20 protein-coding genes and 1 pseudogene are annotated in these 20,988 nt (G+C 38.6%); 10 read left to right on the forward strand and 11 right to left on the reverse strand.

Going from position 1 to position 20,988, the window contains the following annotated elements:
- The coding region (locus B4237_RS15985) for an acyl-CoA dehydrogenase (protein ID WP_286943931.1) at positions 1–1,046 on the forward strand (1,046 nt) is incomplete at its 5' end.
- 124 nt (positions 1,047–1,170) lie between these two features.
- Entirely contained in the window at positions 1,171–1,668 is a 498-nt protein-coding gene (locus tag B4237_RS15990; protein ID WP_278596530.1) for a phosphate-starvation-inducible protein PsiE, read from the forward strand.
- A gap of 41 nt (positions 1,669–1,709) precedes the next feature.
- Here B4237_RS15990 and B4237_RS15995 read toward each other — a convergent pair whose 3' ends face one another.
- Positions 1,710–2,075 carry an RcnB family protein gene (locus B4237_RS15995; protein WP_136457123.1) on the reverse strand — a complete coding sequence of 122 codons (366 nt, stop codon included), beginning with the start codon at positions 2,073–2,075 and terminating at the stop codon, positions 1,710–1,712.
- A 151-nt stretch (positions 2,076–2,226) separates the two neighbouring features.
- Positions 2,227–2,712 carry an RcnB family protein gene (locus tag B4237_RS16000; protein ID WP_061396777.1) on the reverse strand — a complete coding sequence of 162 codons (486 nt, stop codon included), beginning with the start codon at positions 2,710–2,712 and terminating at the stop codon, positions 2,227–2,229.
- A gap of 171 nt (positions 2,713–2,883) precedes the next feature.
- On the opposite strand from B4237_RS16000, the gene B4237_RS16005 reads away from it, so the two are divergent.
- A complete protein-coding gene (locus B4237_RS16005) occupies positions 2,884–3,333 on the forward strand; it encodes a hypothetical protein (protein WP_165593485.1) in 450 nt (149 codons plus the stop codon).
- 26 nt (positions 3,334–3,359) lie between these two features.
- Here B4237_RS16005 and B4237_RS16010 read toward each other — a convergent pair whose 3' ends face one another.
- Both B4237_RS16010 and znuD read right to left on the reverse strand, forming a co-directional pair.
- Positions 3,360–4,823 carry a phospholipase D family protein gene (locus B4237_RS16010; RefSeq protein ID WP_278596528.1) on the reverse strand — a complete coding sequence of 488 codons (1,464 nt, stop codon included), beginning with the start codon at positions 4,821–4,823 and terminating at the stop codon, positions 3,360–3,362.
- A 79-nt stretch (positions 4,824–4,902) separates the two neighbouring features.
- A complete protein-coding gene (gene znuD / locus B4237_RS16015; RefSeq protein WP_278596527.1) occupies positions 4,903–6,969 on the reverse strand; it encodes a zinc piracy TonB-dependent receptor ZnuD in 2,067 nt (688 codons plus the stop codon).
- Positions 6,970–7,106: 137 nt separating this feature from the next.
- Here znuD and B4237_RS16020 point away from each other — a divergent pair, with 137 nt between their 5' ends.
- The 4 genes from B4237_RS16020 to B4237_RS16035 all read left to right on the forward strand — a co-directional run bounded on the left by B4237_RS16020 (position 7,107) and on the right by B4237_RS16035 (position 11,002).
- Positions 7,107–7,871 (forward strand): DUF4184 family protein, encoded by a 765-nt coding sequence (locus B4237_RS16020; protein WP_278596526.1) that lies wholly within the window; start codon positions 7,107–7,109, stop codon positions 7,869–7,871.
- A 139-nt stretch (positions 7,872–8,010) separates the two neighbouring features.
- Positions 8,011–9,792, forward strand: coding sequence for an aspartate--tRNA ligase (aspS, locus tag B4237_RS16025; RefSeq protein ID WP_004877310.1), 1,782 nt, complete (start codon positions 8,011–8,013; stop codon positions 9,790–9,792).
- A gap of 119 nt (positions 9,793–9,911) precedes the next feature.
- Positions 9,912–10,133, forward strand: coding sequence for a hypothetical protein (locus B4237_RS16030; RefSeq protein ID WP_004877311.1), 222 nt, complete (start codon positions 9,912–9,914; stop codon positions 10,131–10,133).
- Positions 10,134–10,138: 5 nt separating this feature from the next.
- Positions 10,139–11,002: a lysophospholipid acyltransferase family protein gene (locus tag B4237_RS16035; protein WP_278596525.1), complete on the forward strand. Its 864-nt coding sequence runs from the start codon at positions 10,139–10,141 to the stop codon at positions 11,000–11,002.
- A gap of 31 nt (positions 11,003–11,033) precedes the next feature.
- Here the strand turns inward: B4237_RS16035 and B4237_RS16040 are convergent, their stop codons facing one another.
- From B4237_RS16040 to B4237_RS16070, 7 genes are all read right to left on the reverse strand, one after another.
- The gene (locus B4237_RS16040; protein ID WP_278596524.1) at positions 11,034–12,185 is read right to left on the reverse strand and encodes a glycosyltransferase family 4 protein; all 1,152 of its coding nucleotides are present in this window, start codon (positions 12,183–12,185) and stop codon (positions 11,034–11,036) included.
- A gap of 20 nt (positions 12,186–12,205) precedes the next feature.
- Complete coding sequence (locus tag B4237_RS16045; RefSeq protein WP_278596523.1) at positions 12,206–12,985, reverse strand: glycosyltransferase; 780 nt, start codon at positions 12,983–12,985, stop codon at positions 12,206–12,208.
- A 37-nt stretch (positions 12,986–13,022) separates the two neighbouring features.
- On the reverse strand, positions 13,023–13,787 hold the full coding sequence (locus tag B4237_RS16050) for a glycosyltransferase family 25 protein (RefSeq protein WP_278596522.1): 765 nt from the start codon (positions 13,785–13,787) through the stop codon (positions 13,023–13,025).
- A 9-nt stretch (positions 13,788–13,796) separates the two neighbouring features.
- Positions 13,797–14,576, reverse strand: coding sequence for a glycosyltransferase family 25 protein (locus tag B4237_RS16055; RefSeq protein ID WP_278596521.1), 780 nt, complete (start codon positions 14,574–14,576; stop codon positions 13,797–13,799).
- A gap of 85 nt (positions 14,577–14,661) precedes the next feature.
- Complete coding sequence (locus B4237_RS16060) at positions 14,662–15,588, reverse strand: glycosyltransferase family 32 protein (protein WP_278596520.1); 927 nt, start codon at positions 15,586–15,588, stop codon at positions 14,662–14,664.
- 75 nt (positions 15,589–15,663) lie between these two features.
- Entirely contained in the window at positions 15,664–16,422 is a 759-nt protein-coding gene (locus B4237_RS16065; RefSeq protein ID WP_278596519.1) for a glycosyltransferase family 25 protein, read from the reverse strand.
- Between the two features lie 3 nt (positions 16,423–16,425).
- Entirely contained in the window at positions 16,426–17,424 is a 999-nt protein-coding gene (locus B4237_RS16070) for a Stealth CR1 domain-containing protein (RefSeq protein WP_278596518.1), read from the reverse strand.
- A gap of 379 nt (positions 17,425–17,803) precedes the next feature.
- Between B4237_RS16070 and B4237_RS16075 the strand changes: the two are divergent.
- The 3 genes and pseudogenes from B4237_RS16075 to B4237_RS16085 all read left to right on the forward strand — a co-directional run bounded on the left by B4237_RS16075 (position 17,804) and on the right by B4237_RS16085 (position 20,915).
- Positions 17,804–18,688: pseudogene (locus B4237_RS16075) on the forward strand (ATP-grasp fold amidoligase family protein).
- Between the two features lie 35 nt (positions 18,689–18,723).
- Positions 18,724–19,893 carry a nucleotide sugar dehydrogenase gene (locus tag B4237_RS16080; RefSeq protein WP_278596517.1) on the forward strand — a complete coding sequence of 390 codons (1,170 nt, stop codon included), beginning with the start codon at positions 18,724–18,726 and terminating at the stop codon, positions 19,891–19,893.
- Positions 19,890–20,915 (forward strand): NAD-dependent epimerase, encoded by a 1,026-nt coding sequence (locus tag B4237_RS16085; RefSeq protein WP_047429313.1) that lies wholly within the window; start codon positions 19,890–19,892, stop codon positions 20,913–20,915. Before B4237_RS16080 ends, B4237_RS16085 begins: the two co-directional genes overlap by 4 nt.
- The last annotated feature ends 73 nt before the right edge of the window (positions 20,916–20,988 follow it).

Consider the following 20,988-nt stretch of genomic DNA (forward strand, 5'->3'; position numbering starts at 1 on the left):
GCAATCCTGTTGGCCCTGGTTCAATTGAACACAAAATGGGGATCAAAGCATCTGCAACTTGCGTAATGAACTTTGACGGTGCAAAAGGCTACCTCGTTGGTAAAGAAAACGAAGGTCTTGCTGCGATGTTCGTGATGATGAACTACGAGCGTTTATCAATGGGTATCCAAGGTCTTGGAGCTTCTGAGTTTGCTTATCAAAATGCAGCTCAATATGCGACTGATCGTTTACAAGGTCGTAGTGCTTCTGGCGTTCAATCGCCAAACAAACCAGCAGATAGCATCTTAGTCCATGGTGATGTACGTCGTATGTTGCTTAATGTTCGTGCGAACAATGAAGCATCTCGTGCATTTGCGGTGTATGTTGGTCAACAGCTCGACATCACGAAGTTCTCAACTGATGCTGAAGCTGTGAAGAAAGCCAATGACCGCGTTGCGCTATTAACACCAATTGCAAAAGCGTACCTGACTGATACAGCATTCCAAGCAACTCTAGATGCTCAGATGGTATTTGGTGGTCACGGTTATATTCGTGAATGGGGTATGGAACAATGTATCCGTGATCTTCGTATTGCTCAAATCTACGAAGGAACGAACGGTGTTCAATCACAAGACTTAATCGGTCGTAAAGTGATTAAGAATGGTGGTGCTTTCATCGCTGAATACATCGCTGAAATTCGTGATTTTGCAAATACATTAGATGCTGATTTGAACTTCATCAAAGATGCAACTTTAGATGCTGCAACTGAAGTTGAAGCTGTTACTCAATTCATCATTGAGCAAGCGGCTGAAAATATTGAGTTCCCGAACTCAGCTGCTGTTGATTATTTACATGCAGTTGGTTTACTCAGCTTTAGCTATATGTTCGCAAAAATTGCTGCTGCTGCGAAAGACAAATCTGGCGACTTCTATCAAAACAAACTTGCATTGGCACAGTACTTCGTTACTCGTATCTTGCCAGAATTAGAAGCCCGCATTAAGAAAGTTGAAGCTGGTTCTGATCTCATCATGAACTTCAGCGAAGACTACTTTACAAATCAAGCTTAAATCTAAGCTCTGAATTGAAAACGGTCTAAATCAAACGATTTAGGCCGTTTTTTATTACTGCAACAAATTCAGCATAAAATTTGCATAACAAACTCATATACCTATATAGAGTAGTCTAATCTTTATGTCGAACTCGAAAGAAAAACTTGAAAATTTAGAGCGTTTATTGGATCGCTTTGGTCACTATGCCGTTGAAGCTTTTCATTATCTCGCGCTGTTTATCATTGGCTGTATGATTGCATGGTCAGCCGTTCATACTGTGATTGAAATTCTAACCGTCAAACAGTATGCAACGATTGATGACATCTTATTGTTATTTATCTATCTTGAACTCGGTGCAATGGTCGGGATTTATTTTAAAACCAATCATATGCCCGTTCGTTTCTTGATTTATGTTGCAATTACAGCACTTACTCGTTTATTAATTGCAGATATTCAGCATAATCACAAAGCTTCGATGGACTTGGTCATTATTACAGGATCAATCTTAATTTTGGCTTTGGCAATTCTTGTGGTTCGTTTTGCTTCATGGCACTACCCTTCTGTTATTCGTGGTAAAAAACATGAACAGCAACTTCCTGCGAATAAAACACCACAGCCTCAAGATGATGAATTGGCCTAAATAAAAAAGCAGGCTTAAATGCCTGCTTTTGACTTTGCTGCTTATGCAACGCGATACACACGATATTTTGAATCCACCAATACATATTTACCTTGAACTTGCATCCAGTTATATCCGCGAGGTGGTGTGTATAAGCGGTGATAACGGTAATTCGAAACGATAAAACGTTTGTTGCGATATTCTGACGGTAAACGCTCTCCACGTTTAAAGTTAATACGTTGACCATAATGATTACCACGATCACCATTTGACCAACGTGGTTGATCTCGATGCTCGTATCGATCATAACGTTGATCATAGCGGTGCTTGTAATCATGGTGATTATCCCAACGATTTGAATCCGCCATAGCAGATGCTGAAACACCTAATATTAAAGTTGATACGAGTAAAACGACTGCCTTTTTCATTGTTTGATCCTCAGTTTTGATCTGAAATCAGATTAAGAGAAACTCAAGGAGAAACCATGAATAAAACCAATGACATTGCAAAGCTTTGTAATAAAATCCAAGAAAATATGGAGAACCTATTTTCAACCAAGAAATGAAAATTACCTGAAAATCAGCGAATAATTTCAATTCTAAAATTATCATCAGTCACCAAAAGATAACGCCCGTCAATCATCACCCAATGGCGACCTCTTGGCGGTTCACGCAAAGAATAGTCATCCCAATCCCGAATCACATATCGCTCACTACGAAACTCGCTCGGTAATTCATTACCAACAACAAAAGACTCTCTACGATAGCTGTGTTCATATTGCGTATCTGGATAATATTCAATCCGAACACCAGGTCGTTGATGCGGATAGGGATAATAATTATTTTGATTAGGCTGATAATAGTAGCCTTTCGGTGGTGCAGTCGGTGTATAGCGCTGATTTGAAAATGCAAACGGATCTTGTGCAGGTTGCTGATACGTTGGTGTTTGAGGGTACGAACGTCGTTCCGAACCAGTGTAGCCTCCCCAATTATTTGCATAAGCTAAAATAGGAAGATAACTCAAGATACCAACCAAACTATAGATATGAAATTTAGATTGTTTCATCTGCATCTCCCTAAAAATCAGAGTATCCTTTTATTTTAGAATAAAAAAGCAGCATATCTGTTGTAATAATATTTTTTCAGATTAAGTGCCCTATTCAATGGATTAGCTGTACTGACTTCATCAGAGATCGAGATATGTTAAGATCGTTTTTTTGGTTTTGAGGCAATGTCTGTGTCTGAAATGAATTTTGATCGTCTCTATCAATTTTTCTGTAAAGTTCCGAGTGTGCAAGAATCTCGAATTGTGGCACATGGCGCAGATGGTCAACATGCGTGGTGGTTCAAATTCAATATTGATGTCGAACATCCACTGGCATGGCAAACAGTTCAAGAGCTTGGGCATGTGCTGAATTACTTATCTACAAACGAACGTTTACCGACACTATTTTTTCCAGTATCTCCACCACCTTATATGAATGGTGAAGCCAAAGACTTCTTAGCATGGGTGATCCAGTGTAATCATCCAGAGTTTAATCCAGATGTTGTTTGTGACTGGTTAGAGGCACGTCTCCCCACCCCAGTTGAAGATGAAAGTCAGTGGAAAATCAAAACTGATTTAAGTGAACTGGATCAGATGGCAGATAAAGATTTGGATGAGCTTATTCCACCAAATCCACAATAAAAAAGAGGCTTAACGCCTCTTTTTTATTAGAAGGTCGATAAACCCGACCATTCCATAAAACGATAGATCCAGTATTTGGTTTTCGATTCATCTGCATATTTTGAATAATCAACCGTCACCTGACGACCATTGGCATTTGTCCATGCTGCATCAAAATACTGCCTAGCATCTTTAAACACTGGCGCTTGTGCTGCGCCAAGCACGCGAAAATCTGTTTCAAGATTATAATTTTTCAGGTTACGTGCAGTAAGGTTTGCAGAACCCAAAATCAGCTCAGCTTGCTGGTTATTGTATTTGACCAACATTTTGCTATGGCACTGTTCGCCATGCGTATCACACCAGCGAATTGGAATTCCTGCTGCATTGAGTTCCGAAGCGACTTGACGATTTGGAATACCATTTTTTTGGCGGCCAAATGCGTCTTTATTCGGATCAAGTAGGACTCGGATGTTCACACCACGTTGCTGGGCCTGCTTTAAAGCATCAATAATATGACGTTCAGATAAATAGAACATTGCCATATCGATATGCTCTTTACTTTTCGCTGTCTCAATCATTTTTAAAACAGCATCATAAATCGCTTTCTCAGTCAGGACTTGAACTTGAGGTAAACTTTTATCTTCTGTTAATCCACCCATAATCACAAAAGGACTTGAACCTTTCGACATATTGGCAACAGTTTGTTCAGTTTGCAGGACATCAATCGCGGTTGCACCATCAACAACTAAAGCCACATTACTATGATGAGAACTACCATCATGCGGGTTAGCAGAAGTGACTAAACTTTTCCAACCTTGGGCAGTATCCACAACCAACGTTTTCCGATGATTCGCCTTGAAGTTAAATAATTCTAAATAACTGCGTAAAGTAATCTTTTCATTACCAAAAGGATTGCTTAACCATCCACCCTCAGGATTATTCCCCAAGTTTTGGCAACAGATATACCAAAGACCTGACCATAGCGGATTTGAAGCACGTAATGGTTTTAAATCCGTTTCAATGACATCAACACCTGCTTGACGTAACTGAGCATAATGTTTAGGCGTCATCCCACCATAGACAGAATTGATTGGGTCAGTGATGACCACAATTTCAATCGCAGGATTTAATTTACGTTTCACAACCAATGCATCAGTCAACTCTTGCATTAATGGAAATTGTTTAACTTTCGAGTCCCCAACCTCTTGATTGAACAAAAACATATCTAAGACGATAGTTGTTTGTGCTTGATCAATTAACTGAAACACTTCTTTAAATATATGTTGATCAACTTGTTGCTGACCTTGCGCATCCATATAAGTCTGATCAGCCAAGAACTTTACATTGGCATGACGTAGTTGCCCCGTAAAATCCAAGCCTTTCGGGAGTGGTTTTACAGTGTGATAAATCGCCGAAGCAATGTACCCAATCGCAAAAATACTCAATATGACTGCCATGTAACGTCGACCTGACCAGTTTAATTTTCGATGGATTCGTTGGAAGATACGCATATAAACAAAAAAAGCCCTAGCCTAATGGTTTAAGGCTAGAGCTTATACTTTGATTTTTCAATAAGATTTAAGTGAAAAATTAGAAGCTAAAATTAACACCGACGGTAAAGTTACGTCCCACTTGTGGAATGGTCGAAAGGAACGAAGCATGTTGATAAACTTGATCATCTAACAGATTGTTCGCATTCAGGAACACGCGATAATCTCCAACATTACTGTATTGCCCAGAATACGCTACACCAAGATTAAGCATATTATAGCTTTGTGTATCTGTCTCATATGCAGCAATCTTATCTTGTTGGAAGACATGATAATACTCAGCAGAACCACTAAAGCCATCACCAAAGTCTGCATTGACTTTCGTACCTAAGCGACCAGCTGGAACACGAGGAGCATTTTCATTATCAATCTTACCGCGAACATAATCACCAAATACGCCAAGCTTATAGATTGAAGAAACTTGATAATTCGCCTCTGCTTCAGCACCATAGAAACGTGCTTTATCTTGGGTATATTGCACTAAGCGAAAGTCTTTATAACGATCTAAAGTTTGTGCATAGATGTAATCATCAAACCAGTTATGATAGACATGAACATGATAATCAAATTTGTCATTGTCAAAATGGAAACCAAGCTCCACATTATTTGACTTTTCTTTACCAAGTTGATCATTGCCTAATTCATAGGTATTGGTTGCGAAGTGACCACCATCTGCATAAAGCTCTTGAGCCAATGGCAAACGTTCTTGATGAGATGCCACAAAAGATAATTTATAGTCTGGTGCGAACTCCCAATTTGCGGCACCTGAAACAGAAAAGGCTGAACCGTCGAAATTCTTTTTACTAGAATCTTCAATATCAATTTTTTGCTGATCTGCACGTGCAGCTAACTCAACATGTACATCATTAAATTGCGCATGCTCTAAACCAAACACACTCCATTTTTTTGTTGTGTTCGGTGCTAAGAATGCTTCTTCGCCCGTTAATTCTAATTTTTGTTGATTATATTGCGTACCAATCACCCCTTCCCAAGGTCCAATTGGATTGTGTACTAACTCTAAACGCCCGTCGTAACCTTTATTTTTAAAGCGTGTTGCAATGGTATCTTCTTCGATTTCATCATGTTGGTAATCAGTATAGCTTGCTTGAGCACGTAACTTTTTAAAGCCCACAAATGGATCATCTAGCTCGGTACGGAAATCATATCGTTCAGACTTCAAATCAATCCAAGGCCCTGCATCATGTGCATGTTCTTCATGGTCATGATCATCCTCATCACCATGATCATGGTCGTGATCTCCACAATGTAAATGTGGGCGTCCTGAAAGATGTGCATCACAACTCTCATACTCATGACTATGCCCTGGCAAGCCATATTTATCTTGGCGGTTGCTATATGAAATACCTGTAAAGCCTCGATCATAAATCCAAGACAAACCAACATTTACTGTTTGCCCTTCAGCAAAGGTATTGTCGACACGACGCTCTTTTTCACCTTCATGGAAATAATTTGGGGCAATATAATCATTTGCCTCACGCTTTAAGCCTTCAACACGTAAAGCAACTTGATCACCTAAACCAACAGTAACACCAGCTGTTGCTAATTTTTCATCGCTTCCAGTGTTGTAACGTAAACCAACGTTACCTTCATAGCCTTTTTCTGGCATTTGTGTTGGGAGTTTACTGTCATTGACATTGACCAAGCCACCCACAGTGCCTGCACCAAACAATAATGTCGATGGACCACGAATCACTTCAACTTGCTTTGCAAGTGCTGGATCAACCGTAACTGCATGGTCAGGTGATAAAGTAGAAACATCAATATTTTCAGAAGAATTCTGCAAGATTTTTACGCGTGGTCCATCTTGACCACGAATCACAGGTCGACTAGAACCCGCACCAAACTGATTGGATGCAATTCCACTCTCACCACTGAGTGCCTCACCAATCGTAACAGCACCTTGGGCAAGACGCTTTTGATCCACAACAGTATCTGCAACTGCAAAATCTTTCGATGTTTGCTCTAGTGGGTGCGCTTTAATTCGTATTGTTTCTAAAGTTTGAACTTCTTCATTTTCAGCAGCGAAAGTCGGTAACGCGACAACAGCTAAAATAGATAAGGTCAAAATATTCTGTGGAAATGACATACCATGTCTCGAATCAGTTTATCGATATTTTTGTTATATTATAACATTTCATTTATTTTGCAATAAAAAACATAGTTGCAAATTACATTTGCTACACTGCTTCTCCACGATTTTATGAAGGCTCGTTTTCAAACGATATGCCATTTACCCTTTCACATGCCGTTTTAGCACCGCCTTTATCCAAGTTTAGCAAAGGTCAACTCCCCATTGCTGCTCTTGCAATTGGCTGTATGACGCCTGATCTATATCGCCTATTTACAACTGAAACGATTGCACTTACACATCAATGGTCAGGTTTGTTATTTCCGAATCTGCCAATTGGATTATTTTTTTGTTTATTGTGGTATCTGCTGTACCGTCCTGTGATCTTTCGTGTTTTAGCTATACAGCATTCTCTCAATATCCATTCTTTTGATCAGTTTGTTGCCTTTAGTTTGATGAGCTGTGTTTCGATTGTGATCGGTGCAGCGACGCATTTGATTTGGGATGGGCTTACCCATCTTGATTTTCGGACATTTGCATTTAAAAAAGCACTTGCCCAAGAAGTTTCTTTGTGGGGTCTGAATTATCCTTTACATTTTATTTTGCAAATTGTCTCATCCATCTTGACCTTACCGATCTTGCTATGGATGTGCCTTAAGTATTATCAAAACCACAAACAGCACATTCACATACCAATTAAACTAAGATTATTTTTTCTATTAAGTTTACTCATATCTATAACCGCGGGGTTTTGCGCTGTATGGAATTTACACCTACAAATTCCAGCTGAGCGTTGGAACAGTGAACGCTATTTTTATATCGGTAGGTCTATAAATGAATTCTCTCAAACTGGACTTATTCTCATGAGTATTGCTTGTTTATTGTTGTTGTTTTTTGATCGTAGAAGCCGTTTGGGTTAGTTTTCCAACATTGTATTGTTTGGAAAATATTAAGACTTGAGACAATACGTTCAACAAGGCATAATCTCCCCTTCATTGGTGGTGCGCTGTTTACGCATTCACCTTCTACAGCCAATATAGTTTGGATATATAATTCAATATGATGCGCACTCATTACTGCGGCTCTCTTACTGAAGCCCAAATCGATCAAACAGTAACTTTATGCGGATGGGTTCACCGTCGCCGTGACCACGGTGGTGTGATTTTCCTTGATATGCGTGACCGTGATGGTTTAGTTCAAGTCGTTATCGATCCTGATACCCCAGAAGCATTCGCAACAGCTGATAAAGCACGCTCTGAATTTGTTTTGAAAATTACAGGTCGCGTTCGTCGCCGTTATGAAGGTACTGAAAATGCCAACATGGTGAGTGGTCAAATTGAAGTTTTAGGTAAAGAGATCGAAGTTCTTGCAGCTTCTGATACTCCGCCATTCCCATTGAATGACGAAAACACCAATATTTCTGAAGAAATTCGTTTGAAATATCGTTTCTTGGACATCCGTCGTCCTGAAATGTTAGAGCGTTTACGTTTCCGCTCTAAAGTAACTAATCTTATTCGTAACTATTTCGAAGATCACGGTTTCTTAGACGTTGAAACACCAATTTTAACACGTGCGACACCAGAAGGTGCGCGTGACTACTTAGTCCCAAGCCGTGTTTCAAATGGTAGCTTCTATGCGCTTCCACAATCACCACAATTGTTCAAACAATTGTTAATGGTGGGTGGTATTGATCGTTATTACCAAATCGCTAAATGTTTCCGTGACGAAGATTTACGTGCGGATCGTCAGCCTGAATTTACCCAAATCGACGTTGAAACATCGTTCATGAGTGACGATGACATCATGGATTTAATGGAAGGCTTAACGGTTAAAATGTTCAATGAATTATTGAATGTAAAATTCGATAAATTTGAACGTATGACTTATGCAGATGCAATGCGTGACTATGCATCTGACAAACCAGATATGCGTATTCCATTGAAATTAATTGACGTTGCAGATTTGATGCAAGACGTTGAATTCAAAGTATTCGCTGGTCCTGCAAAAGATCCTAAAGGCCGTATCGTTGCTTTACGTGTACCGGGCGCAGGTTCACTGCCGCGTAGTGCAATCGATGAATACACTAAATTCGTTGGCATCTATGGTGCGAAAGGCTTGGCTTACATCAAAGTCAACGAACTTGAAAAAGGTATCGAAGGTCTTCAATCTCCAATCGTTAAATTTATTGAGCCAATCGTGCTTGATCTATTAAAACGTGTTGGTGCTGAAAATGGCGACATCGTATTCTTCGGTGCTGACAAAGCAAAAGTTGTAAACGATGCGATGGGCGCACTTCGTGTGAAAATCGGTCATGACTTGAATCTTTCAACTTGTGAATGGGCTCCTCTTTGGGTGGTCGACTTCCCAATGTTCGAAGAAACTGATGATGGCAAATGGACATCTGTTCACCATCCATTCACACTACCAAAATCAAGTGTTGAAGAAGTTAAGAACAATCCAGGTGAAGCACTTTCTGTAGCCTACGACATGGTACTTAACGGTACTGAAATCGGTGGTGGTTCACTGCGTATCTATACTTTAGAAATGCAAAAAGCGATTTTTGAAGCTTTAGGTATCGGCGAAGAAGAAGCAGAAGAGAAATTCAGCTTCTTACTCAATGCATTACGTTATGGTGCACCTCCGCACGGTGGTTTGGCATTCGGTCTTGACCGTTTGATCATGCTCATGACAGGCGCATCGTCTATTCGTGATGTGATTGCATTCCCGAAAACTAAGACAGCTGAATGTCCATTGACTCAAGCGCCAGCTCCAGTTGAAGCAAATCAATTGCGTGACTTAGGTATTCGTTTACGTGAAAAACCAAAAGCTGAAGAAAAATAATTTTCTCAGTTTGTATAAAACCCTGCGCTATGCAGGGTTTTTTTATATTACATGGTTTTACTTTGCGAACATGCTTGCTAATGGCATAATAAGCTGCTTTTTATTGAGAGGTCGGTCCTATGGCGATGCGTTCTGATGTGCGTCGACACGCAATTGTGCTTATTGTGTTTTCTTTGGCACAGTGGTTTTTCATGCGCTATATCTTAGCAAATGAACTTTTCAATATGGACACCAATCAACGTATCTTATACTTCTGCGTAAGTAGTCTTGTCGGTGCACTACTCATTTTTGTCGCATTGATTTATATGGTTCTCAAAGGCAACGCAGATAAACAAGACTAGGCACGATGTCCTTTTACGTAACTCTCCTTCGCATTTTACCTTTAACATTTTTGCGTAGTATCGCAAAAGTGGTAGCTTATTTTATCAACCAAAATCCTGATAAAAGCATGCTGTTCAAGACCAGAATCAATCTTGGCTTAGCTTATCCAGAATTAAGCCAAGAAAAAAAAGAACAGCTTGCACGTGAAAGCGTGACTAAACAGTGTCTGAGTTATATCGAGTCAGGTAAATGTTGGGCAATGCCTCCTGAATGGAGCATCCAACAGATTCATACCGTGCATCACTTGGAAGTTCTGACAAATGCTCTCAGCGACCCTCGTGGTGCACTGATCATCACTCCTCATCTAGGCACTTGGGAAATGATGAATGCATGGGTGAATCAATATGGTACTCCCACGATCATGTATAAACCAATGAAAGATAGTGGTTTTAATGCATTTGCTTTACATGCTCGACAACGCCTCAACGCAACTTTAGTGCCGACAGATGCTTCGGGTGTCAAAGCGCTATTTAAGAATCTAAAACAAGGTGGTTTCAGTGTGATTCTGCCTGATCATGTTCCCGATCCGTCTGGCGGTGTCGTGGTTCCTTTTTTCGGAATTCCCTGCCTGACCAGTACACTGGCCAGCAAAATGGCTCAAAAAACCCAATGTCGTCTGGTGGGATTAAGCTGTTTCCGTCGTGAGGATGGTGAAGGATTTGATGTGTATTGCGATGACCTCAATGATCCTGTGCTTTATAATCGCGATATTGAAGTTGCAACCACTGCACTCAATCAAGCAGTTGAACAGATGATCAACCGCTTTCCTGCTGAATATATGTGGGGATATAAACGGTTTAGAGATTGCAAAATCAACCACTACGCTTAATCTACATACAAACACACTCTAATCACTTGAATCACTTGTTTAAGGTGCGTAGCACTGTGGTCCGCATATTTTTCTGAAAGTCTTCAGCACTATGTCTATCTTTAATATATTGAATCGCTTGTTGGCCTAATTTCTTAGACTTTTCATCATCAAGCATTAGGCTTCTAATTGCATTGACAAAAAGATCAACTTTATCAAAACCATCTCCAAGAACATCCCCAACATGAATACCAAACTTCTCAGTCAACGCTTCTGGATTACGATTACTTACAAGCAATGTACCAAAAGACAGAGCCTCTAAAAATGAGATAGGAAGTGCCTCATGAATGGAGGTATTCACTAGTATCTTCGCATCTTTTAGATACTGCTCTTTTTCAATTCCATCAACATGACCAGCAAAATATAGATTCTCAATTGCATAATAATCCTTCATGATTTCAGAGTTCTTTTCGTCCTCCCTAAAAGTTTGACCTAATATAACAAACTCATATTCAGGCATTTTTTTAGCGATTTCACAAAATAACCAACCGCGCTTAACCGATTCAATACGCCCCAGAAAAATAATCACATTTTTCTTCTGATGCGTTTCAAAATGAAAGCCTTCATCAATATCAATTGGATTTGGTAAATACTGGATCTCAACATCATCATTCAATTGATATAAATCTTTAGCTTTTTGATTTAAAAAATATCCTTGTGATATGAACTTAACTCGGTCTTGTTTGTACCAGTCGTGAACTAAGTCATATATTTTTTGATTATAATATGACGTCTCAGGAAATAACTGAACTGTATTAATTTCATCCCATTCGTAGTTTGGTCTAGGATCCTGAATCCATAAAATCAGTTTTTTATTTTTATTGGGTTCATGTTCTAAAACATAACTATATGTGAGTTCAATGCTTAAATAGAGATCGTAATCTTGTTTTTTTAACCATTGTTTTGCAAACCACTTGCTGCGGGGTAAACGATAAACACTCACATCATCCACTTGATACGTCTCAGCAAAAAACCTACGATTCCCTCGTCCAAGCAAAACATCTACCTGAAAATCCTCATTCGGAAGATATTTTGCAATATGTCGTCTAGCTAAAAAACCATATCCGCCATAAGCAGTACCAACTGCACCAAAAAACTCATCAATAATTAGGCCAATTTTGATTTTTTTCTTTTCGACACTCATCTTAAATTTTTACTCTGCATTTAAATTTCATTTCTAAACATTTTGGCCAAAATACTGTTTGGAGTAATTTCATCCAAATCTAAATTTCGCAGCATCTCATTATACAAATGTATACCAAGCGTTCTCGTACTCGTAATATCTTCAATATTTAAGCCTGAATCAGTCAATTGACCAATACATTGATAATGTACAGGATAGAAAACATCTATAGGCTGGATAAATTCAACTAAGTTTTGTGTCTTTACAAAATGAGTAATCGCATCAGGGCCTATAACCCCCCATGGCATATCTGCGATATGCTGACCTATACCTAACATTTTTTTGAGTTTTAAGCGTTTTTGACGAGATTTTTTATACCATGGAGGTACAAAAAATGGGTTATAAGCAGCATCCAATAAAGCGGCTAACAAGTTACTATCCTGAGGCATTGCTAATACTGCGCCATTGATCTTATGATCACTTTCAAAGCCTAATAAATATTGAGACTCAGGAATTTCAATAGGCTTTAAACAATAAACATCACAATCAACATATATTCCAGAAACTTTTTTTAATAGCTCATATCTATACACATCAGAAAAAAGTGCATAACTACCAGTTTGATTATGTTTAAAAATTTTGTCTGCTGGAATAATTAGATTTGCATCAACACACTCTACACCTTCTGGTACATCAGTAATTGTGTCATAAGCATGTAACAAAACCTTATGCCCACGCATCGCAAATGATCTCAGGCAACAACTAGAAATTTGGCCTAAGGTTTTGCCAATCCACAGCGCATGAATCGTTGGAAGTTCCATTGGTACCTCATCAGTCAAATGCATAAAACATTTAAGACTATTTAAATTTTATTTTAACTTTGAATGGAAGTCGATAAAGTTGCAAGAATGCTCGTATAAGCTCTCTCTTCACCTTCTGCAGCAGATTTTTTTCTTTGACTTTCTCTGTATTTCGCCACGATAAACTCGATTTGAACTTTTTAGCTTCTGGATATAACAAGTATTCCTGAATACAAAGAGCGGGGTTCATTTGATAAACAGAATATTCTCCATCCTGTAAATATTTTTTAAACATTATTTGGTCAATATGATCAACTGAGGCTAATTCTTTTACGTAGTTAAATAAACTTTTAGCTGCTTTATTGGAAAGAATATAGCCAGCCGTACCAAAATTAGCATTTAATAATTTTGAGATTACCCGACCATTCTCTATTGTCAATTTATTATTAATCGATAGATAATTAAATTTAGAATTTTTTTCAAGTTTTAAAATTTCCCATCTATCCTTAATCCATTGGCTATTTAATAAAAAGTCATTTGCGCGCTCACCCAAATAGATATCATCTTCAAAGATCGCAACATAGTCAATATTATCATCAATTGCTTTTTTCCAAAGTAGAACATGGCTAAATAGACAGCCAAGCTCACCTTGGCTTAAATGGCAATTGCTAATACAAATTGCTAATTGTTCTGCTAGATTTTCAACCTGTTGGGGCTCTATGGCATCAAAAAAACTAAAATCGATCCCCTGCTGCATGAATTGATCTTCGATATGTACTCGACGATCAAATGCAGACTTTAAGCTGATAACAAAATTTTCCACGCTTTTCCCTTACTTAAACCCAACTGACTTGAAGAAAATAAGATTCCTGATTTGCTGAAAAATTCGGAACAACTCCAGTCTTATTTTATCCATCCCATGCTTTTTATCATATTTCCGTCGGGTTAGACGCTCTTTATACAAATGACTGGCAAACCTGACACTGTCTTTTGTAGAGAAGAGCGTCACATCTTGAATACACAACGCAGGCTTCATCTGGCAAACAGATAAAATATTATGCTTTATTACACTTTCAAACATCAAATGGTCTAACGCAATGAGCTTATCTAATGACTGAATATAGCTCATTAATTGCTGGGCTCCATGTAAAGACAGAATATAACCTGCTGTTCCAAGATTTTTACTCTTAAGATCAAACAGAGCTCGATCTGGCTCACTCGAAAATTCTTTAATTTTTTGCCCTAAAGCAACCTTTGGAGTGAATTCTTCAATTTTGATCAGATGCCAATCTGGAGCTATCCATGAAGTTTCAGAAAGAAATGCTTTTACATTTTCTCCTAAATAAATATCATCTTCAAAAATAGCCATGAGTGGAATATTTTCAGTAATCATTTTTTTCCACAAAAAAACATGACTCATGAAACATGCAACTTCACCTTTTGTTAAAGACTGCTCATTTATTTTTAGATTAAGTTCTTTAGCAAAAATAGCTGCTGGCTCAGGAGTCAAAGCATCAAAAAAATCAAAATTGATACTTTTTTTACTGAATTCTCTAAAAATATGTTCTCTACGTTCAGTTGCTGTAGAGAGACTGATAACAAATTTTTTCATAGTAGTAAAAAACTGTGGATTGCCAATATTTTACTCTTTTTTTAGTTAAGCTTCACCACCAATTCTTCTAGATGGCAAATTTGTTCTATTTTTGAGGAATATCAAGAAGAGAGTGTTCGAAATACATTCCTTTCTCATAATAATGACTCAGAGTTTTTCTTTCTTTTCCTGCTAATTTGATCAATTTAGGTTTATCATCGGGAGCATAGTTCACAGCCATATCAATCAATATTTTTTCTTTAACCCATTTATTTTTGACTTGATAAAGAAAAGCATTTTTATCGCAATTAATGAGCGTCATACTTGGTAAGTAGTTCCGCATAACCTTTTGACAAGCCACGTAAACAGCTAGATATTCCAAGCGACCAATTTTTTGGAATAAGTTCTCACTATTCTCTTCAGTGTTAGTAATGTGTTTAATGTAACCTTTAGGTGTCAACTCAATTGCTCTCCACAGTTCTTCTAACCAAAGCTTAAAAAAAATATTATCTTTAACACTTGCTAACAACCAAGTCTCAACAACAGGATAATTAATATTTGTAGTATTATTCATCCGATAATACGCAAAACAATTCGTTCGCTTATGTTCAATCAGTGATTGAATCCAATCTAAACGCTCATACACAATGGTACTTGCATCAAGCCAGATTCCACCATGCAGAAAAAGCAAGTTAAATCGAATTAAATCAGATCTTTGTTGCGGTGTTGCCTTTTTATATAACACTGAGTCAAAATCAATATCACAAAACTTAGGCAAATCATTAGGTCCTAAAAAATATACCTCATAATCTGGATGCAATTTTTTTAACTGTTCAACACATTTTTCAACAAGAATCGGTAAATCCCCCTCCCAATATATCCAAATATTTTTGGGGATGACTGCTGGTTGTTCAATTGGATTTAGCACCAAAATATCTGCATAGTTATCGATCACATCATTCTGATTCCTCTTTTTATTCGAATACATCGTATAGAACTTCAAGAGATAGAATATTTTTTTAAATATTTTCATACAGGTCACTCAGCCATATTTTTAAATCACTTCAGTTCATCTTTGCGCTGAAGTGATTTTCCTCGACAATGTTAATTAAAAGTAAAGATGCTTGAATGCGTAAAAACGATCACGCCACATACGTTTCTGTTTTTTTAAGCCATGAGAGGCATCACGTTTTTCCAGATCTTTACGCTGGATTCCCTGTGTTGCAACCGTGCCCAGAATATCACTGTCCAGACCAGCAGGTTTCACGAACGGCTGCCAGACCCCGAGCCCTTTCCCATTTTTACTGAGCCAGCCCTGAAAGAAAATATCGACAGGGACATGAATCTCTTTCCCGAGTCTGACAAACTCCTCCGCGCCTTTTCTTGACCAGACCAGTCCCACACCACGGATCGGGAAATAGTAAGCATGCCACAAGTTATAATACTCCATCTGAACAATATCCTTGGCAAGTTTCTTCTTTTTCGCCGCCAGATTCACGACATACCAGTCCAGCGTTTTATGCTGATCTAGATAATTGAGAAGTGATTGCAGATTATTCTTAAAATTCGGTAAAACATGTATATCATCCTCCAAAACCACCAGATAATCGGCGTCTGTTTCAAGGAATTTTTCGACACAACCATAATGGCTCAAATAGCAACCCAGCTCTGAGTTGATCAAGCTACGGCCCAAAATCCGTTGCGCCTCGGCATCATCATATTGTTTAAACTCAGAAAGCGCTTTGCCACGACCATCGTAGGCAGAAAAACGAATAAATGGCCAATCTTGTTGCTGTAACTGTGCTGTTGCACTCGCCAGACGTTGATCACTACCATCCAGATTAATCAGATAAGTTACGACTTTCATTATTTATCCTTCGGCTGTTTGAGCCAATAAAGCGCGGGGCAAGTAGCCCGCCAATTTCTGATTTAAAGCCGTGTAAATCTGCTGTGCTGCAGCATCGCTCAACTGATCCAGACTTTGCATGCAACCATATTTGATCTGTGCATTGTTCAGGCTGTGCAAGAAGCTATTTAAACTACTTTCATTCTTTAAATAAGCAATCTCAAGATCAGGTTTTAACATCGCTTCATTAGACTTAATTTTTAAGTGATTCATCAATGAAATCGGGTTAATTTGCTCTACACTGCGGAATTTATACTGAATCTGTTTTTCCAGAAACTCAGGATGAGCAACCAAATAGTCTTGGAGTATTTTACGATCCACGGCATGTGGATAATGGTGAATTTCAAAAAACTTTTTAAATCCAAGTCTATCCGCTCCTAACATTTGCGCAATCATATGTTTGGGTTGAATCGGCTTGGCAAAATACTGGTTTAACAATTGGCGATACCACAGCTTGGCCTTAAGCACAAAACTGCTTTGCCAATGTCCGTAAATCACCATTTTCTGATCGATAACAATATCTTCTAGTTGCGCAGGCGCATTAAAGAAAAAGTCATCATTTAAATAGAAAAAGTAATCCGATAAGCCCTGAATATTCCATAACATGGTTTCAATGGAACGGGTATTAAAGGTCGGAAGATATTGTTCATAACCAGCAAAAATTTCACGATGGTCAACAATACGAATCTTGCCTGCCTCACAAATGCCATCTGTTACGAAGTCATCAATCCATTGTGGTTGCTGAGCATCCGTCACAATGTAAATATGACGGCAAAATGGAACGTACTTTAAAATCGATGCAACGTTATAATAAATTTCATGGTTACTGGCAAAGCGGGTATCGCTCACCGCATCAGAAGCTTGTTTTTTACCCTGATACTGGAGGCGTTTTTGCTTTAACTTTGGATCATTACCGTCTACCCAGGCAATCACCACATCAACCGGTTGCATCATTTCACTCATCAATTCACTCTTAAACAATTAGAAAGCCCGAAAATACGGCTAAAGATGTTTAATCTAATGACCTATGATAACACCACTGATCTATTTACCGTCAGCCTCTTTTCGTAATAGCTTCCAGAGCGAACAAGTCAATCATTTCATATAAATCAGTATATTATATTTATTCAGTATTTTACTGTCTTAGATGAATCATGCCATCTATCTTCTTATCGTATTTTTCCTGTACATGAACATCAGCTTAAAACTCATAATCTTTAACAAAATCAAACCTTTTGAAATCAGTTAGTAAAAATATATTACATTTTAATTAGATAGACGAATTTAAGCATTTTTTACTATAATTATCGACTACTTTTATGGGATTAAACCTTTTTTTAAAATGATTAACTATGACTATTTTGAATATCAAGCAAAAGTAATTAGAACTAAATTTGTCTCAGATAAAAAGTATCTCACCAAACGTTTTATGTGTAAGTTGGGCTATACACCCGACTTTGGCGCGCCAAAAAGCTTTAATGAAAAAGTCACGGCGCGCATGATCTACGAAAGAAGTCCGTTATTGACTAAATTGGCGGATAAATGTGCTGTCAGAGATTTAATTTCAGCAAAAGTCGGAAATGACTAGTTGGTTCCTCTGGTTGGCGTCTATGGCTGTGCTGATGAAATCGATTTTGAGCAGCTACCTAACCAGTTTGTGCTGAAATGTACCCATGACAGTGGTAGTGCCAAGATTTGCCGTGATAAATGCAAACTTGATGTCACCACGGTCAAGGCGAAAATCAAAGATCACTTGAAAAAGAACATGTATTTCAGAAAACGTGAGTGGCACTACAAAGACATTTGCCCCAAAATTCTGATTGAACAATATGTTGATTTATATGTCGATCCAGCAACCCAGTCAGTCATTACCACCTGTCGTGTTCACTGTTTTGAAGGGCGACCAGAATATCTGGAAATTGATGTACAAGATACCTAAGGTAATGACTATTCAAACATGTATGATACTGAATGGAACTTACAACCATTTCGTGTCGATCTGAAAGATAACTCACCCGATGCTTTAGCCAAGCCACCACAATTGAAAAATATTATCGAATTGTCTGAAAAACTCTGTTTTGCGTATGGTTATAGTCGAGTAGATTTCTTATTATCTCAGGATCACGTTTACTTCAGTGAAATTACGCTCACCCCAAATGCAGGACGAATGGTGATCACACCAGTAGAATGGGATTTAAAACTCGGCTCACTCTGGCTATCCTATTAACCGTCCATCATGTATTTTGAATCTGTTAGGTACTTATGAAAATAGCTATTGCTGGAACTGGGTATGTGGGGTTGTCAAATGCGATGCTATTTGCACAACACCATGAGACCATTGCACTTGATATCTTAGAAAGCAAGGTAGAACTACTAAACAATAAAGTATCACCGATTCAAGATTATGATATTTCGCTATTTTTAAAAGAAAAAAACTTAAATTTTACAGCGACAACCCACAAGCAACACGCTTTTCAAAATGCTGATTTTATTATTATTGCAACACCTACCGATTACGATCCACAGACCAATTACTTCAATACACAAAGTGTTGAGAGTGTGATTCAGGATGTGCTCGCGATTAATCCTGCCGCGACCATGATTGTTAAATCAACCGTTCCTGTGGGTTTTACCGAGCACGTTAAAAACAAATACCAGACTAAAAATATTATTTTTTCGCCTGAGTTTTTACGTGAAGGCAAAGCACTGCACGATAACCTCTACCCATCCCGCATCATTGTTGGAGAGCAATCTGAACGTGCCCAGCAATTTGCAGATTTACTGGTAGAGGGTGCAATCAAACAAGATATTCCTGTACTTTTGACTCATTCAACCGAAGCTGAAGCGATTAAGCTGTTCGCCAATACCTATCTGGCCATGCGTGTTGCTTTCTTCAATGAACTGGACACCTACGCGCAAAGTTTCGGTTTAGACACCAAGCAAGTGATTGATGGGGTCTGTCTAGATCCACGTATTGGCAGTCATTATAACAATCCATCGTTTGGTTACGGCGGCTATTGTCTACCAAAAGATACCAAGCAATTGCTCGCAAACTATAACAATGTTCCAAGCAACCTAATCAAAGCGATTGTAGATGCCAATCGTACCCGTAAAGATTTTATTGCCGATTCAATTATCGCAAGGAATCCAAGTACCGTCGGTATTTATCGTCTAGTGATGAAAAGCGGTTCTGACAATTACCGTGCCTCTGCAATTCAAGGCGTGATGAAACGTCTGAAAGCCAAAGGTATTGAAATCATCATTTATGAGCCAACCTTCCACGAAAATAGCTTCTTTAAATCGAAAGTTACGCAGGATTTAAACGAATTCAAGCAATCATGTGATGTGATTATTGCCAATCGCCTCTCCAATGAATTGTTAGATGTACAAGATAAAGTTTATACACGAGATATTTTTGGAGGCGATGAATGAAAGTTCTAGTCACAGGCGCTGCTGGATTCATCGGCTTTAGTGTTGCACAGAAACTGCTTGAGCGCGGTGATGATGTAGTCGGTTTTGATAATTTTAATGATTATTATGATCCAAGCCTTAAAGAAGCTCGCGTCAAACAATTACAACAAGTGGCTGAAAAGAGTGATACAGGTAGCTTCACACTGATCAGAGAAAACCTGGCCAATAAAGCAGTGGTTGACCAGTGTTTTAAAGAACATGCTTTTGATCGTGTTATCCATTTAGCCGCACAGGCAGGCGTACGTTATTCGCTTGAGAATCCGCATAGCTATGTGGAAAGCAACCTGATTGCCTTTACCAATATCTTGGAAGCATGCCGCTACGCAGAAACGCCTCACCTGACCTATGCAAGCACCAGTAGCGTGTATGGGGCCAATACCACCATGCCATTTAGCGAGCAGCATGGCGTTGATCATCCTCTACAATTTTATGCAGCGACCAAACGTGCCAATGAATTGATGGCACATAGCTACAGCCATTTATTTAAACTTCCAACGACAGGTCTACGTTTCTTTACCGTATACGGACCGTGGACACGTCCAGATATGGCACTCTTTAAGTTCACCAAGCATATTTTTGAAGGCAAACCGATTCCAGTGTTTAATCATGGCAACCATACTCGTGATTTCACCTATATCGATGATATTGTGGAAGGCATTATTCGTACCAGCGACAAGATTGCGACACCTGATGAAAACTGGGACAGCAATCATCCAAACCCTGCAACCAGCAATGCGCCATTTAGAATTTTCAACATTGGCAACAATCGCACAGTGAAGTTGATTGAATACATTCAGGCGATTGAAAAAGCTGCTGGTAAAGAAGCGATTTTGGACCTGCTTCCGCTTCAACCTGGTGATGTCCCTGATACCTTTGCTGATAGTTCGGCACTGGAAGACTATGTTAATTATAAGCCAGCAACCTCGGTTGTGGACGGCGTGAAAAACTTTGTGGATTGGTATCGTCAGTATCACAACATTTAAGTAAGCATTCTAAATGCAAAAAAATCAGGCAAAGCGCCTGATTTTTGTTATAGCTGTCATCGTTAAGTTTAGC

The organism is Acinetobacter sp. UBA6526, from assembly GCF_002434875.1.
Classification (GTDB): domain Bacteria; phylum Pseudomonadota; class Gammaproteobacteria; order Pseudomonadales; family Moraxellaceae; genus Acinetobacter; species Acinetobacter venetianus.

Coding starts and splice junctions, on each gene's coding strand:
- B4237_RS16080 (WP_278596517.1), top strand. CDS start 18,724: ATGAAAATAGCTATTGCTGGAACTGGGTATGTGGGGTTGTCAAATGCG.
- znuD (WP_278596527.1), bottom strand. CDS start 6,969: ATGTCATTTCCACAGAATATTTTGACCTTATCTATTTTAGCTGTTGTC.
- B4237_RS16085 (WP_047429313.1), top strand. CDS start 19,890: ATGAAAGTTCTAGTCACAGGCGCTGCTGGATTCATCGGCTTTAGTGTT.
- B4237_RS15995 (WP_136457123.1), bottom strand. CDS start 2,075: ATGAAAAAGGCAGTCGTTTTACTCGTATCAACTTTAATATTAGGTGTT.
- B4237_RS16040 (WP_278596524.1), bottom strand. CDS start 12,185: ATGAGTGTCGAAAAGAAAAAAATCAAAATTGGCCTAATTATTGATGAG.
- B4237_RS15990 (WP_278596530.1), top strand. CDS start 1,171: ATGTCGAACTCGAAAGAAAAACTTGAAAATTTAGAGCGTTTATTGGAT.
- B4237_RS16065 (WP_278596519.1), bottom strand. CDS start 16,422: ATGAAAGTCGTAACTTATCTGATTAATCTGGATGGTAGTGATCAACGT.
- B4237_RS16010 (WP_278596528.1), bottom strand. CDS start 4,823: ATGCGTATCTTCCAACGAATCCATCGAAAATTAAACTGGTCAGGTCGA.
- B4237_RS16000 (WP_061396777.1), bottom strand. CDS start 2,712: ATGAAACAATCTAAATTTCATATCTATAGTTTGGTTGGTATCTTGAGT.
- B4237_RS16060 (WP_278596520.1), bottom strand. CDS start 15,588: ATGAAAATATTTAAAAAAATATTCTATCTCTTGAAGTTCTATACGATG.
- B4237_RS16035 (WP_278596525.1), top strand. CDS start 10,139: ATGTCCTTTTACGTAACTCTCCTTCGCATTTTACCTTTAACATTTTTG.
- B4237_RS16020 (WP_278596526.1), top strand. CDS start 7,107: ATGCCATTTACCCTTTCACATGCCGTTTTAGCACCGCCTTTATCCAAG.
- B4237_RS16070 (WP_278596518.1), bottom strand. CDS start 17,424: ATGAGTGAAATGATGCAACCGGTTGATGTGGTGATTGCCTGGGTAGAC.
- B4237_RS16045 (WP_278596523.1), bottom strand. CDS start 12,985: ATGGAACTTCCAACGATTCATGCGCTGTGGATTGGCAAAACCTTAGGC.
- B4237_RS16055 (WP_278596521.1), bottom strand. CDS start 14,576: ATGAAAAAATTTGTTATCAGTCTCTCTACAGCAACTGAACGTAGAGAA.
- B4237_RS16030 (WP_004877311.1), top strand. CDS start 9,912: ATGGCGATGCGTTCTGATGTGCGTCGACACGCAATTGTGCTTATTGTG.
- aspS (WP_004877310.1), top strand. CDS start 8,011: ATGATGCGCACTCATTACTGCGGCTCTCTTACTGAAGCCCAAATCGAT.